The following is a 14,558-nucleotide window of genomic DNA, read 5'->3' as shown; positions in this document are numbered from 1 at the left end:
CGTTTTGATAACGAACGAGTGGGTACTCGGTATCTGTCGGATTCGTAGAGAAGTGAGGAACTTCATGAACGAGGCGATAGCCACCAAGGACAGCTATGACGATATCGAGGTGCGGTTCACCGAATGGTCGCAGCTCGATCGTGCTGACCCGCACTGGGAGGTGTTGCGCGAACGCATCATCGAACTGTGCCTGCCGCTGGCCGAGCATATCGCGCGCCGGTACAAGGGCCGCGGTGAGGAATTCGACGATCTGCACCAGGTGGCGTCGATGGGATTGGTGGCGGCCGTCGACCGCTTCGATGTGACGCGCGGGAGCTCGTTCCTGTCCTTCGCGGTGCCGACGGTAATGGGTGAGGTGCGGCGGCATTTCCGCGATAACACGTGGTCGGTGCGAGTTCCGCGCAGTGCCAAGGAATTGCAGGGGCGTATCGCCCCGGCGGTCGAGGTGCTGGCGCAACGGCTGGAGCGCATGCCCACCGCGCGGGAGATCGCCGCCGAACTCGAGGTCGAATTGGCCGAGGTCACCAAGGCTTTGGTGGCCCGCAATGCGTATCAGGCGAGTTCGCTCGACGCGACCCGCGATAGCGAATCCGGGGAATCCCCGCTGGTCGCCACGCTCGGCGCGGAGGAGCCGTCCTATCGGCTGCTGGAGAACGCGCTCGCGGTGGGCCCGCTGCTGGCGAAATTGCCCGCGCGCGAACGCCAAATTCTGCACTGGCGCTTCTTCGAGAATCGGACCCAGTCCGAGATCGGCAAGCGATTGGGCGTCTCGCAAATGCAGGTTTCGCGATTGCTCACGCGCACCCTGTCCGACCTGCGTGAACAAGCACTCGGCCCGGAGGAGTTCGCGCGCACCGCGTAATCCGGCCGCCACTCACGCACGGTGCCGGCGCTCCGGTCCATATGGTTTCCTGGGAACGACTCACAGCTTCGTCTGTTACGGTCTCGCGGCCGACTCAGGGCAGAACGAGGTTGGAGGCGCAGTTCTATTGCACGGCAATACTTCCGGGATTCAGAATGGCCGGGGTGCGCACCGGCGCCAGCCCGCGATCAAGGTACTGCGCGGTCGCGCGGTGATAGCCGCGGTGGCCGCGGGCGCGGCTGTGGCCGCCACGCAGGCCGGTATGCAGCAAGCCCATGAACAACCGGTGGACACTTCGGCCACCGAGGAGTTGGCGGCCTTACAGCCGGCCACCCTGGATGGCACCGATGCGCATTTCCCGGAGATTCTCGATGCCGCCCAGGTGGAGAATCCCGAAGACTTCCAAGACATTCTGCGCAATGGCGAGCAATTCGAGGCCGATATCGCGGCCCGCGCCGCCTCGAAACTGCGCCCGCTGTTCGTGAAATTCGCCGAGGGCACCTTCACCTCGGGTTTCGGTTCGCGCTGGGGCGCGGAACATTTGGGCGTGGATATCGCCGCCCCGATCGGAACGCCGATCTACGCCGTCGAGGACGGGAAGGTGATCAGCGCGGGCCCGGCCTCGGGTTTCGGCATGTGGGTGCGGCTTCAGCACGATGACGGCACCATCACCGTCTACGGGCATGTCGATACCGCGACGGTCGATGTGGGTCAGCGGGTGCTGGCGGGTGATCAGATCGCCACGGTCGGCAATCGCGGTTTCTCCACCGGCCCGCACTGCCATTTCGAGGTGTGGCTCAATGGCGCGGACAAGGTCGATCCGCTGCCGTGGCTGGCCAGTCGCGGCATTTCGCTGGGCCCCGAACGGGATTGACCGCCCCGGTGGCCGCCCGCGTCGAGCGGGCCACCGGCGGCGATCGTGGTCAGGCGGTGCGCACGCGCAGTTGATCCGCCCACCGCAGCGCGGGTTCGATCAATCGCGCCGCGACCGGTCCCAGTACCGCCATGATCAGCACGTAGGTGGTCGCGAGCGCCGCGAACGCGGGTGGCACCGCCCCGTACGCGACCGCGAGACCCGCGATGACGATGGAGAATTCACCGCGCGCCACCAGTGCCGATCCGGCGCGAGCGCGTCCGTAGCGGGAAGCCCCGGCCCGCCCGGCCGCCCACCATCCGGTCGCGATCTTGGTTCCGGCGGTGAGCACCGCCAGCACGATCGCCCAGCCGAGCACCGGCGGAATACTCGCCGGATCGGTGCTGAGCCCGAACAGTACGAAGAACAGCGCCGCGAACAGATCGCGCAGCGGCTCCAGCAGTTTGGTGGCATTGTGCGCGGTGGAATCGGAGATGGCGATACCGAGCAGGAACGCCCCGACCGCCGCCGAAACCTGTAGCGCGGAAGCGATTCCCGCGATCAGCAGGGCGGAGCCGAGCAGTTTGAGCAGGAAGATCTCCCGGTCCTGGCTGTCGACGATCTTGGAGACGTACTTCCCGTAGCGCAGCGCGACCACCAGCACCACGGTGACCGCGGTGAGCGCGATGGCGACCGTCTTCATACCCGCCGCGAATCCGGCCCCGGCCAGGATGGCGGTGAGCACCGGCAGATATCCGGCCATCACCAGATCCTCGAACACCAGGATCGACAGAATCGTCGGGGTCTCCCGGTTGCCAAGTCGCCCAAGGTCATTGAGCACCTTGGCGACGATTCCGGAGGAGGAGATATAGGTGACGCCCGCCATGGCGACCGCCCCGGTGGCTCCCCACCCCAGGATCAGCGCCACCGCTACGCCGGGTACCGCGTTGAGTATCAGATCCACCACGCCCGCGGCCCAGGAGCTGCGCAGCCCGGTCACCAATTCGCTTGCGGTGTATTCCAATCCGAGCAGCAGGAGCAGCAGTACCACGCCGATCTCGCTGGCCAGTTCGATGAACTGGTCCACATGCTGCAATTCGATCAGCCCGCCGGTGCCGAACACCAGCCCGCCGATCAGGTACAGCGGGATCGGTGACATCCCGATCCGCGCCGCCAATCGTCCGAGCAATCCCAATCCGAAGAGCACCGCGCCCAGTTGAACCAGTGACAGTGCGGTTTCATGCGCGACCATTCAGCTCAGCCGTCCGTGAGATCGCGGCCGGCTGGGCCGGAGGTGATCATCTTCAACTCGAACAGTGCTACGAACGAGCGCAATATCTGTGTTGCTGCAATATTCACGCCCCAACCCTAATCGGGCAAAACGGGCGAGGGGTGATTGTGGTGGTAGAAGGGTTATGCGCTGGACCGGACCCGCGCCCGTCCGGTCTGCGCCCGGATGAACTTTCCGGCCTGCTCGAGCGCATCCGCGGCCTCGGGCAGGAACGACCAGAACAGGTGGAAATTATGGGTTTCCACCGGATAGAGCTCGAGCCGGGCCGTCACCCCGTGCGCCTGGGCGTGGTCGAGGAGCTGATGCGCGTCGGTGAGATGCGAGTCACCCGTGCCGGCCTGGATGAGCAGCGGCGGCAGGCCCGTCAGATCGGCCAGCAACGGGGCGACGATCGGATCATCGTCGCGATGCCCGGCCAGATAGTCGGGCACGATGCGGCGGTGGAAATGCGCCCCGGACACCGTCCCCGGCTGCGCGCTCGGTAGCTGGGCATCGAGTGTTCCGCAGTGCAGATCGATTCCGGGGCAGAGCAATACGACGCCCGCGGGCTGCGGCAGCTGTTCCTCGCGCAGTCGCAGCAGGGCCGATACGGTCAGGTGCGCGCCGACCGAATCGCCTGCGAGCGTGATGTTCTCGGCCTCGACACCGGTATCGAGCAACCAGCGGTAGGCGCTCACGGCGTCGTCGACGGCCGCCGGAAACGGATGTTCCGGCGCGAGGCGATAATCCGGGATGAGCGTGCTGCTGTTCGCGGCGACGGTGAGCGCACCGGCGAGCGAGCGGTAGCCGAACGCCGAGCCCGCGATATACCCGCCGCCGTGCAGATAGAGCACCGTGGTGTCGTTCGGTTGTTCGGTCCGCACCAGCAGACTCGGCACCCCGCCCGCGTTGGCCGGTCGCACGGTGACCTCCGGCGGCGGCGGGAATTGCGCGTGCAGGTCCTCGTAAGCCGTTCGCAGCACCCCCAATTCGGGATCCGGATCACCGAAGGGCTCCCAGTACTGCGCGATTCGCGCCAGCAGCTCCCCGCCGACCGCCCGGGTTGCCGATACCGCCTCGTCCACATCGCCGAGAATGCGCCGTGCGCGATCCAGCAGCGCTTCCCCGGCCAGCGTCAGCTCCACCCGATGCGTGGTGCGCCGCAGCAGATCACAGCCCACCAGGCGTTCCAGTGCCCGAATCTGCCTGCTCAGTGCGGGTTGCGAAACGTACAGGCGGGTGGCTGCCCGGCCGAAATTGAGCTCCTCGGCGACGGTGACGAAGGCCCGCAGGTGGCGCAACTCGATCGCATCGGGCGCCTTGGGGAGCGGGGTCGGGCTTCCGGCCGTGTTCGCACCGGTCTGGGCGTTCATGATCGTCAGTATTGCCCAGATCCGGCGCGAACGGTCATGCCGTGGACGCAAGACTGCTATGCGCATTCGGACCTTCCTTCGGTCGCGGGGCCGATGCGAATGTTCTGGCATGCCTTCCACCCCGGCCCGTCACCGGGTCGCCGACCTGCGATTGCGGTCCGCGATCGTCGACCGCGGCTCTCGTATCTACTGGCCCGGCCCCACCGGCCCGCCGCGCGCACTGCTGACGCTCTTCGAGGTCGGTGCGTCGAACCGATCGATCGATCTCGACGCGCTGTGCCGGACCTTGAGCGCCGCATGCGATTTCGTCGTCCTCGCGGTGCGATACGACCTGCTACCCGAGCAGCGCGCCGCCATCGAGCGCGATGCCATGCGCACCCTCGAATGGGCCGCCGCACACGCGGCGGACCTGCTCGCCGATCCGGACCGTCTGCTGATCGGCGGTCGCGGTGCGGGCAGCGCCCTCGCCACCGCCGTGCGCAGGCGCGCATATGAACAGGGCTGGCCACCCATCCTGCGCCAGTTGATGATTCCCACTCTTTAGGAGCACCCGATGAATACCACCGCCCGTACCGTGCTGATCTCCGGCGGCAGTATCGCCGGTCTGACCCTCGCATACTGGTTGCGCCGCTACGGATTCGAGGTCACCGTCGTCGAACGCGCACCCGCCCCGCGTCCCGGCGGGCAGGCCGTGGATCTGCGCGGCGTCGCCAAGGAGGTCGCCGAGCGCATGGGTATCCTGCCCGAGATCGAGCGGGCCCGCGTGCATGAGCGCGGTCTGGCCTATGTCGACGCCGTCGGTGACTGGTCGGCGAGTATGTCCGCCGAACTCTTCGATGGTGCGGGCGCGGTCGCCGAGATCGAGATCCTGCGTGGTGATCTCACCGATATCCTCTATGCCGCAGCGCGATCCGGTGTCGAATACCTCTTCGACGATACGATCACCGAGTTGCGCGAGACCGCGGACGGCGTGGTGGCCGACTTCGGCCGCAATGCCTCGCGCGTCTTCGATCTCGTCGTCGGCGCGGACGGTCTGCACTCCACGGTGCGCCGCCTGGCCTTCGGTCCCGAATCCGAATTCGTCCGGCATCTGGGTGCGTACCTGTCTTACTTCACGGTGCCCGTGGACGGTCTCGACCTCGAGGACTGGTTCCTGATGTACAACGCGCCCGGCGGCCTGCTCGCCGCCATCCGGCCGGAAGGACCGGCCAGTGCCAAGGCCATGTTCGGTTTCAAGGCAACGGATCTGGTGTACGACCGGCACGATCAGGCGGCGCAGCAGCGCATTCTCACCGAGCGGTTCGGCGAATTGGGCTGGCACGTACCGCGATTGCTCGAGGTGATGGATCAGGCCCCGGACTTCTTCTTCGACACCATCAGCCAGACCCGGATGGACAGCTGGTCCCGCGGCCGGGTCGCCCTGATCGGCGATGCGGGCTACTGCGGCTCCCCGCTCTCGGGCAACGGCACCGCGATGGCCATGGTCGGCGCGTACGTCCTGGCCGGTGAATTGGCCCGCTCCCGCGATGACCACCGGGCGGCCTTCGACCGCTATCAGCAGGAACTGCGCCCGTACGTGACCGAATGCCAGCAGCTGCCGCCGGGCGGTGTGAACGGTTTCCTGCCCGGTAGCCGGGCGGCCATCCGCATGCGCAATCTCTCGGTTCGGGTGATGACCTCCAAGCCCATGCGCGGCCTCATGTCGAAGTCCCTGCACAAGGCCGACGCCATCACCCTGCACGACTACTCGGGATTCGAGGCCCTGGCGCAGGGCTGATGCGCACCCGCGCGAACGCTCGGCAACGTACTTCCGGGCGGGGCGATGGGTAGGGGCGGGGCATTCGGCTGCGGCGCTTAGCGATTCAAGCGCAAGTTGGGGTGAACAGAAAGTGGACCGGACATCACATTTTCTGTTCACCTTCCGCATGTTTCGGATATCTTGGCTATACAACTTTCGGGCCGAATGTATGTACGTGTTACCGGGATCGTGATCGATTCCCGGTATTTGATCGAACGCTGGACCGGGAGTCGCTCGTGCGCATCGCATCTGCTCGCAATATTGGAATCTGTCTCGTCGCAGGGGCTTTGGTCCTGAGCATGGGAGCCTGCACCAAGAAGTCCGAGTCGGCGGCGAGCAGTGCCGCCACCGCCACCTCGGCCGCGGATCTGGGTGGGATGGACGCGTTGATCGCCGCCGCCAAGAAGGAGGGGACGCTCAATCTCATGGCGCTGCCACGGGATTGGGCGGGCTACGGCGAACTCATGGACAATTTCGCCGCCAAGTACGGCATCAAGGTCAACGATGACAACCCGGGCGCGAGCAGCGCCGATGAGATCAATGCCATCAAATCACTGAAGGGGCAGGATCGCGCGCCGGACGCGGTCGACGTGGGCACCTCGTTCGCCATCAGCGGGGCCAAGGAAGGGCTCTACGCGCCCTACAAGGTGACCGGCTGGGCCGATATCCCGGATTCCCAGAAGGCTTCGGACGGAACGTGGTTCGCCGATTACGGCGGCTACATGTCGATCGGCTGCGATGCGGCCAAGGTACAGGTGTGCCCGACCACCATCGCCGACCTGATCAAACCCCAGTACAAGGGTCAGGTCGCGCTCAGCGGCGATCCGCTCAAGAGCAATTCCGCGCTCATGGCGGTGTGGACGGCCGCGCTGGCCAACGGCGGGTCCCCGGACAATATCCAGCCCGGTATCGAGTACTTCGGAAAGCTCAAGGCCGCAGGCAATTTCGTTCCGGTCAAGGCGACCGCGGCGACCGTGCAGTCCGGTGAGACCCCGATCATCATCGACTGGGATTACCTGAACGCGGGCATCGCGCAGACCACCGCGAACACCGGCGTGAAGTGGACGGTCGCGGTCTCCACCGATGCCACCATCGGCGGCTACTACGCGCAGGCCATCAGCAAGACCGCACCGCATCCGGCCGCGGCGCGCCTGTGGCAGGAGTACCTCTACAGCGATGAGGGCCAGAACGGTCTGCTCAAGGGTTTCGCCCGGCCCGTGCGCCTGCCCGCCATGCAGAAGAACGGCAAGGTCGATCCGGCGCTGACCAAGGTGCTGCCTGCACCCAGTGACAAGGCGGTCTATCCGACCGACGATCAGGCCACCAAGGCCAAGGATGTCATGACCCAGAACTGGGCGAACACTGTCAAATGAGTTCCACGGCCCGTTCGGCCCGAGCCCTGCGCTGGCTCGGGCTCGTTCCGTTCCTCGCCTACGTCGGCGTGTTCTTCCTGCTGCCCACCGGCGTGATCGCGTATTCCGCGTTCCAGGTGGGCGATAGCGGAAATACCGGTTTCGGCACCGCGAATGTGGCGGCGGCGCTGAAGGGCGCGTACCTCACCGGTGTGAAGAACAGCGTGGTGCTGTCGCTGGTGGTCGCCGTCATCGCGGCTGTGCTGGGTATCGTTCTGGCACAGGCGATTTCGAGCGGGCGCGGGCAACTGCTGCAACGCGCGGTATCCACCTCGGCCGCCGTGCTGGCGAATTTCGGCGGTCTGCCGCTGGCGTTCCTGTTCGTCGCGGCGATCGGCAATGCCGGCGTGCTGACGAAACTGGTGCAGGATCACCTGGGCGTCTCGCTCCGCGATGATCTGCACTTCGATCTCTACTCCCAGATCGGTGTGCAGTTCGCCTACCTGTATTTCCTTGTCCCGCTGATGGTTCTGGTGATCACCCCCGCGCTGGAGGGCCTGCGCCCGGAATGGCGCGAGGCGGCCGAGAGTCTGGGCGCGCGCGGCTGGCAGTACTGGCGCTATGTCGCGGGTCCGGCACTACTGCCGCATTTCCTGGGCAGTGTGGCGCTGCTGTTCTGCACCTCGTTCTCCTCCTTCGCGACCGCCGACGCGCTCACCAACGGCACCCTGGCGATCACGCCCCTCCAGATCGAGAGCGCCGTCTCCGGCAATGTTCTTGTCGGACAGGAGAACCTGGGCGCGGCCATGGCCTTGAACATGATCGTGGTGGTGGTGCCGCTGACCCTGCTCTACCAGTACATGCAGAACAGGACCTCCCGATGGCTACAGTGACCGATCCCGCCGTGGTGCTGGGCGGCGCTGCGGGACAACCGAATTCGGGATCTCGGCGCGGTATCTCGCGTCCGACGGCGTACTGGCGGTGGATCGTGCTCGGCTTGGCCGGGCTCTATTTCATCGGCCCGTTCGCGGTGGCGTTCTGGTTCACCATCCACGACAAGAACGGGGTGAGTTTCCGCGCGTACGGGCACATCCTGTCCGCCGGTGGCCTCACCGACGCCCTGGGCACCTCATTGGCGCTGGGCCTGATCGCGGTGGCGATCACCCTGGTGCTCATGGTGCCCACCATGCTGCTGGTGCACCTGCGATTACCCGCCGCGCGCCCGCTGGTCGAACTTTTATCGCTACTGCCCCTGGTGATTCCGCCGGTCGCCCTGGTGGTGGGCGTGCGCAGTGTGCTGTCGTGGGGCAATAACAGCGATTACGTGGAAGTGACCCAGGTCTTCACCGCGCTACAGCGGCAACCGCTTTCGCTGATTCTGGCCCTGGTCTACGTGGTGATCGCGTTGCCGTTCACCTTCCGGGCGCTCGATGCGGGAATCCGCGGCTCGCGGATCGACGTGCTGGTCGAGGCCGCGCAGAATCTCGGCGCGGGCTGGTTCACGGTGCTGTGGCGGGTGGTGCTGCCCGCGCTGCGCACCTCCATCCTGAACGCGGCCTTCCTGACCTTCGCACTCGTCATGGGGGAGTACACGATCGCGAAGATCCTGATCTTCCGGACCTTCCCGGTGTGGCTGGCGCAGTCGGCCAATACCGACGGTCAGTTGCAGGTCGCGCTGTCCATCCTGAGCCTGGTGCTGACCTGGCTCGTTCTGCTCATCGTCGTCTCGATCGCCGGTCGATCCCGGAAGGAATCCCGATGACCGCCCAGACCGTTCCCGAAATCAGCAGCACCGCGGTGAGTTTCGCCGATGTGCACCGGCACTACGGTGCGGTGCGCGCGCTGGACGGGCTCACCCTCGATATCGAACCGGGTGAATTCATCGCCCTGCTCGGTCCCTCGGGCTGCGGTAAGACCACCGCGCTGCGCATTCTCGCCGGATTCGATCACCCGAGTTCGGGGCGGATCCTGGTCGGCGGCCGCGATGCCGCGTCGATCCCGGCGAACAAGCGCGATATGGGCATGGTCTTCCAGTCCTACAGCCTCTTTCCGACCATGTCCGCGCAGGACAATGTGGCGTTCGGGCTCGGCCTGCGCGGCCGGCCCGCCAAGCGGCGGCGCGAGCGGGCGCGCGAACTCCTGGACATGGTCGGCCTCGCCGAACATGTGACGAAGTATCCGCATCAGCTCTCCGGCGGACAGCAGCAGCGCGTCGCACTGGCGCGAGCCCTCGCCATCGCACCCCGGGTGCTACTGCTCGATGAGCCGCTCTCGGCCCTGGATGCCAAGGTGCGCCAGCAATTACGCGAGGAGATTCGCCGCATCCAGCGCGAACTCGGCGTGACCACCGTCTTCGTCACCCATGACCAGGAGGAGGCGCTGGCGATCGCGGACCGGGTCGCGGTCATGCGCGATGGCCGCATGGAACAGTGCGCGAGTCCCGATCAGGTGTATCAGCGGCCCGCGACGCCCTTCGTCGCCGAATTCGTCGGCACCATGAACCGGATTCCGGCGATCGCCGTGGACGCCACCCATGTCCGAGTGGGGGAGCAGGTGCTGGTGTGCGACGGTGAGTCCACGCCATCGGGTGAGGTGACCGTACTGGCCCGCCCGGAAGCGGTGCTGGTGCGCGAATCCCCGGACGGCACAACGACTGTGAAGTCCGGAACGTTCTTCGGCGCGACCACCCGCCTGCGCCTGACCCGGCCCGACGGTCTGGAACTGCTCGCCGATGTGGCCAGTCACCGTGCCGCCGAGCTGACCCCCGGCACCCGGGTCGAGGTCTCGCTGCTGGACCGGCCGGTGCTGCTGGCCGCGGATTCGCGTTGAATACAGTTGCCGGGTGACCACTGAGCATCCGAAGGTTCCCCGCTACCGGGAGATCGCCGAGCAATTGCGCGCGGCGATCGAGAACGGTGAGTTCGCCGACGGATCCGCACTACCCTCGGAACATCGCCTGAGCGAACGCTACGGGGTATCGCGCGGCACCATCCGTCATGCGTTCGCGTTCCTGCGCGCCTCCGGTGTGGTCTCCTCGCGCCAGGGCGCGCGCCGCCAGGTGCTGAGCGGGCCGCGCGCGCAGCCCATGACCGAATTGGTGAGCTTCGCGCGGTGGGCGCGCAGTATCGGTGAGACCCCGAGCAGCAGCACGGTCGGGACCGCGCGGGTGCTGCCCTCGGACGAAGTGCGCGAGAAGCTGGGATTGGCGAAGGGCGAGAACGCTTTTCACGTCGAGCGGGTGCGGCTGCTGAGCGGAACACCGACCATGCTGGAGAACACCTACTATCCCGAACGGCTCGCCGAGCCGATCCTGGCCATGGATCTGGACGCCGAATCCATCACCGATCACCTGGAGAACTACGGCATCGTCTTCGCCGACGCCGAACACTCCATCGATGCCATCGCCGCACCCGCCCGCACCGCCGGACTGCTCGGAATCCGCACCGGCACACCGCTATTGCGCACCATCCGGCGCACCACCGATCCCGCGGGTGAGGTGCTGGAGTGCTCGTTCGACACCTATGTCGGTTCGGCCGTCGCGTTCGTGGTGCGCAATTCGGTGGCCGCGGGCGCGGTCAGCCGGGTCAGGTCGCTGCTGGCGACCTGAGCGCGCGATCCAGGGCGTCGATCGCGGCGCGGAAATCCGCCAGCGCCCGAGGCTATCGCGTCTGCTCCTCGAGTCGGCGCAGGGTGCTGGTGAGCCCGTCCAGATCGGCGTACGCGCCCTGCAGGTGGCGGCCACCGGCGGCGGCGAACGCCGTGCGGGCGTGCAGTGCGCGGGTGTTGTCGAAGATCAGGCAGTCGCCGGTGTCCAGGCGGAAGTTCAGCCGTGCCGCCGGTGCGTAGAGCAGTTCGGCGAAGGCGCGATAGGCGGTGTAGAACGCGCGCACCCGGGCCGGTTCGGCGAGCGGGACCGCCATGGACCGATTGTTGAACCGGATCTCGCGAATGCGCTGTTCGGCATCGAGTCCGATGAGCGGCACCATCGCGCCGAGCCGGGTTCCGTCACCCTCGTACCGGTAGGCGACCGGGTCGAGGTGAGGACATCGAAGGCGGCGCGGTCGGTCCGGCGCAGCGTGGCGGCGGCGGCGAACCCGTCCACCAGTCCGGAATCGCCGCCCTCGGCCGCGTTGTGCAGGCAGAGCAGCAATTGCAGGGTGGGGACCGGCTCCCGATAGGGATTATCGGTATGCGGTGTGATGGCCGATCCCGTGAACGCCAGATTTACCGGATTCGGCTCGACTCGCACATCGAAAATGCGCCCGTAATTGGTCTCGCGCACATATCCGAACGTATCGGCGACCGCGGTGACCTGTCCGGCCGCGGCCGGAACACCGTGCAGCAGTGCGAATCCCCACTCCACCACCTGGCGCAGCGCGGGCGCGGGATCGTTCAGATAGCTCCCCCATGCGATCGGCTCGAGCGCGGCCGCGTCCCGGGCGTCGATCCAGAGTCGTTTGGCGCGTTCGCTGCGCAGGTCGAGATTCGCGATCCGGTCGGCGTCGCCCAGCAGCGATTCCAGGGGGAACGAGGTCTGATGGTCATCGGGGGAGAACCGCACCCGCAGACGGCCATCGGCGACGGTCGCCTCGGCGACTCGGATATCGGCGGGCAGGTCGACGATATCGAACAGTCGTTGCCCGCTCAGCACGTCCCGGCTGTCCGCGTCGGGTGCGTTGTCCCGCAACCAGATTGCGGGTATGTCGATGGTGTCGCCACCGGTTGTGAGCCGCACATCACCGCCGATCACAGTAGCCTCGACCCCGCACCCGCTCGAAGCTTGGCTATACATGTTCGGGAGTATGGCACAGCTCGGACACACTGGGGGGTCGCGTTCTGAACTTCGAGTGAACAGCTGCGCGGAGCCGTAGCCGACGGTCCGGCGGCGACTGAAAATACGTGGGTGAGTGCAGAACTGATCGTGCTTGTGATCGTGATCATCACCGCGTTGGCTTTCGATTTCACCAACGGTTTTCATGACACCGCCAATGCCATGGCGACCTCGATCGCCACCGGGGCGCTCAAACCGCGAGTGGCCGTGGCCATGTCGGCGGTCCTCAACTTGATCGGCGCTTTTCTTTCTGTCGAAGTGGCCAAGACCGTCTCGGGCGGGCTGCTCAATATCGGCAATGTCCACCATATGGAATTGCTGCACATAGTCTTCGCCGGTCTGGTCGGCGGAATTCTGTGGAATCTGTTCACCTGGCTGTTCGGTATTCCGTCCAGCTCCTCGCACGCGCTGTTCGGCGGCCTGATCGGTGCGGCCGTTGCGGCGCTGGGCGCGGGCGGGGTGATCTGGACCGGCAATGAGAAGACCGGCCTGATCAGCAAGATCATTGTTCCGGCGGCGCTGGCCCCGTTCGTCGCGGCCATGGTGGCCGCGCTGGGCACCTTCCTGATCTACCGGCTCACCCGCACCGCGAACAAGAAGAAGGTCTCCGACGGCTTCCGCTGGGGCCAGATCGGTTCCGCCGGTTTGGTTTCGCTCGCGCACGGCACCAATGACGCGCAGAAGACCATGGGCGTGATCTTCATGGCGCTGGTCGCGCACGGCACCTTCACCAATGGCGACGATATTCCGCTGTGGGTCAAGGTCTGCTGTGCGCTGGCGATTGCCGCGGGCACCTATCTCGGTGGCTGGCGGATTATCCGCACGCTTGGCAAGGGGCTGGTGGAAATCGATTCCCCGCAGGGTTTCGCGGCCGAAACATCCTCGGCGGCAATCATTCTCACCTCGGCGCAATTCGGCCTGCCGCTCTCGACCACGCAGACCGCCACCGGTTCGATTCTGGGCACCGGGCTCGGCAAGCCGGGCGCGGAGGTGCGCTGGGGTGTGATGGGACGCATGGCGCTGGCCTGGTTGTTCACCCTGCCGCTGGCGGGTCTGGTGGGCGCGCTGTGCTGGTTCATCGCCGATCTTTTCGGCGGACTCAGCGGCGTACTGGTCGATTTCGCGCTGCTGATCGCGGTATCCGGCTACATCTACCTGCGGTCCCGGCGCAATCCGGTCGGCACCGACAATGTCAATGACGAATGGGAGGGCGGGCTCGCACCGTCTCCGGAAATCAAGACCGGCGCGGCGGTCTGAGGAGTCACGATCCATGCATACAGTAACCGCCATCGCGAAATCCCTCGGCGAAGTCACCCTGATCGCGCTGCTGCTCGGTGTCGGACTGCCGCTGATCTTCTCGGTCGGCATCCGGTTCTGGGCGACCGACGAACCCGCCACCGCCGATGGCGCTCCCGCCGTGCGCAATCCGGTCGTCCAGGCGGTCGCCTACCTCTGCTTCGCGATCGTGGTGATCGCGGTCGGGCTCGGAATCCTGTATATCGCCAAGGATTTCATCAGCCACTCGTTCGATATCCAGCTCTTCGGCGCCAAACCTCCCAAGAAATGAAGCCATGACATCGAATACGTCAATCCTGGGCTCGGTGCTGCGCTGGCTGCGCGCCGGATACCCGCAGGGCGTTCCGTCCGAGGACTATCTCGCCCTGCTGGCGGTACTGCACCGCCGGCTCACCGAGACCGAGATCGGCCTGCTCGTGGACCAATTGACCGCCCAGGACACCGACGGCATCATCGAGCGCGCGGAAATCGAAGCGGCCATCCGGCGGCTTGCGCATGAAACGCCGGGGGACGACGATATCAATCGAGTCGCCGCGCGGCTCGCCGCCGCCGGATGGCCGCTGGCACATCCGTCCGAAGCCTGATCACTTTCGCGAAACCGGAGACCAATGGCGCTGTCTGGTGTGCTCGCCCGAATTCTGGCCTGGCTCAGGGCCGGATATCCCCAGGGCGTGCCGGATACCGATTACATTCCGCTGCTGTCGCTGCTCGCGCAGCGGCTGCCCGAGGACGAAGTTCGTCAGGTGGCGGACGCACTCGTACGGCAGGGTGCGATTCCGGCGGATAAGATCGACGCCGGGGTCGGGATCACCAAAGTCACCGACGATATGCCTTCCGAAGCCGATATCGCGCGGGTGCGCGCACACCTATTGGCTTCGGGATGGCCCGTCGACGACAATTGGAACGAGCCCGGAAACGCCTGA

General features: G+C 66.1%; 14 protein-coding genes and 2 pseudogenes. 13 read left to right on the top strand and 3 right to left on the bottom strand.

Annotation, left to right across the window (positions count from 1 at the left end):
- Window positions 1-64 precede the first annotated feature (64 nt).
- Window positions 65-862: an RNA polymerase sigma factor SigF gene (locus AB0L82_RS14805; protein WP_364635551.1), complete on the top strand. Its 798-nt coding sequence runs from the start codon at window positions 65-67 to the stop codon at window positions 860-862.
- 196 nt (window positions 863-1,058) lie between these two features.
- Window positions 1,059-1,736: pseudogene (locus AB0L82_RS14800) on the top strand (M23 family metallopeptidase); the annotation flags it as partial.
- A gap of 49 nt (window positions 1,737-1,785) precedes the next feature.
- Here the strand turns inward: AB0L82_RS14800 and AB0L82_RS14795 are convergent.
- The gene (locus tag AB0L82_RS14795; protein ID WP_364635548.1) at window positions 1,786-2,967 is read right to left on the bottom strand and encodes a cation:proton antiporter; all 1,182 of its coding nucleotides are present in this window, start codon (window positions 2,965-2,967) and stop codon (window positions 1,786-1,788) included.
- A 161-nt stretch (window positions 2,968-3,128) separates the two neighbouring features.
- A complete protein-coding gene (locus AB0L82_RS14790) occupies window positions 3,129-4,358 on the bottom strand; it encodes an alpha/beta hydrolase fold domain-containing protein (protein WP_364635545.1) in 1,230 nt (409 codons plus the stop codon).
- Window positions 4,359-4,467: 109 nt separating this feature from the next.
- Here AB0L82_RS14790 and AB0L82_RS14785 point away from each other — a divergent pair, with 109 nt between their 5' ends.
- From AB0L82_RS14785 to AB0L82_RS14755, 7 genes are all read left to right on the top strand, one after another.
- Complete coding sequence (locus AB0L82_RS14785) at window positions 4,468-4,902, top strand: alpha/beta hydrolase fold domain-containing protein (protein ID WP_364635543.1); 435 nt, start codon at window positions 4,468-4,470, stop codon at window positions 4,900-4,902.
- Window positions 4,903-4,911: 9 nt separating this feature from the next.
- Window positions 4,912-6,135, top strand: coding sequence for an FAD-dependent monooxygenase (locus tag AB0L82_RS14780; protein WP_364635540.1), 1,224 nt, complete (start codon window positions 4,912-4,914; stop codon window positions 6,133-6,135).
- A 320-nt stretch (window positions 6,136-6,455) separates the two neighbouring features.
- Window positions 6,456-7,529, top strand: a complete 1,074-nt coding sequence (locus tag AB0L82_RS14775) for an ABC transporter substrate-binding protein (protein WP_364635537.1) — start codon at window positions 6,456-6,458, stop codon at window positions 7,527-7,529.
- Window positions 7,526-8,401, top strand: a complete 876-nt coding sequence (locus AB0L82_RS14770; protein ID WP_364635535.1) for an ABC transporter permease subunit — start codon at window positions 7,526-7,528, stop codon at window positions 8,399-8,401. The genes AB0L82_RS14775 and AB0L82_RS14770 overlap by 4 nt, the downstream gene beginning before the upstream one ends.
- Entirely contained in the window at window positions 8,389-9,270 is an 882-nt protein-coding gene (locus AB0L82_RS14765) for an ABC transporter permease subunit (RefSeq protein ID WP_364635533.1), read from the top strand. The genes AB0L82_RS14770 and AB0L82_RS14765 overlap by 13 nt, the downstream gene beginning before the upstream one ends.
- On the top strand, window positions 9,267-10,337 hold the full coding sequence (locus tag AB0L82_RS14760; protein ID WP_364635530.1) for an ABC transporter ATP-binding protein: 1,071 nt from the start codon (window positions 9,267-9,269) through the stop codon (window positions 10,335-10,337). The genes AB0L82_RS14765 and AB0L82_RS14760 overlap by 4 nt, the downstream gene beginning before the upstream one ends.
- A gap of 13 nt (window positions 10,338-10,350) precedes the next feature.
- Complete coding sequence (locus AB0L82_RS14755) at window positions 10,351-11,115, top strand: GntR family transcriptional regulator (RefSeq protein WP_364635528.1); 765 nt, start codon at window positions 10,351-10,353, stop codon at window positions 11,113-11,115.
- A 52-nt stretch (window positions 11,116-11,167) separates the two neighbouring features.
- On the opposite strand, the pseudogene AB0L82_RS14750 reads toward AB0L82_RS14755, so the two are convergent.
- A pseudogene (locus AB0L82_RS14750) lies at window positions 11,168-12,300 on the bottom strand (TauD/TfdA family dioxygenase).
- A gap of 111 nt (window positions 12,301-12,411) precedes the next feature.
- Here AB0L82_RS14750 and AB0L82_RS14745 point away from each other — a divergent pair.
- From AB0L82_RS14745 to AB0L82_RS14730, 4 genes are read left to right on the top strand one after another with little or no spacing between them, the layout of a single operon-like run.
- Window positions 12,412-13,596, top strand: a complete 1,185-nt coding sequence (locus AB0L82_RS14745) for an inorganic phosphate transporter (protein WP_364635525.1) — start codon at window positions 12,412-12,414, stop codon at window positions 13,594-13,596.
- Between the two features lie 13 nt (window positions 13,597-13,609).
- On the top strand, window positions 13,610-13,906 hold the full coding sequence (locus AB0L82_RS14740; RefSeq protein WP_364635522.1) for a hypothetical protein: 297 nt from the start codon (window positions 13,610-13,612) through the stop codon (window positions 13,904-13,906).
- 4 nt (window positions 13,907-13,910) lie between these two features.
- Window positions 13,911-14,219: a DUF3349 domain-containing protein gene (locus AB0L82_RS14735; RefSeq protein ID WP_364635519.1), complete on the top strand. Its 309-nt coding sequence runs from the start codon at window positions 13,911-13,913 to the stop codon at window positions 14,217-14,219.
- Window positions 14,220-14,243: 24 nt separating this feature from the next.
- The gene (locus tag AB0L82_RS14730; protein WP_364635516.1) at window positions 14,244-14,558 is read left to right on the top strand and encodes a DUF3349 domain-containing protein; all 315 of its coding nucleotides are present in this window, start codon (window positions 14,244-14,246) and stop codon (window positions 14,556-14,558) included.

The sequence above is a fragment of the Nocardia sp. NPDC052001 genome, assembly GCF_040680615.1.
Lineage (GTDB): Bacteria > Actinomycetota > Actinomycetes > Mycobacteriales > Mycobacteriaceae > Nocardia.
This window is presented reverse-complemented; position numbering and strand designations above follow the sequence as displayed.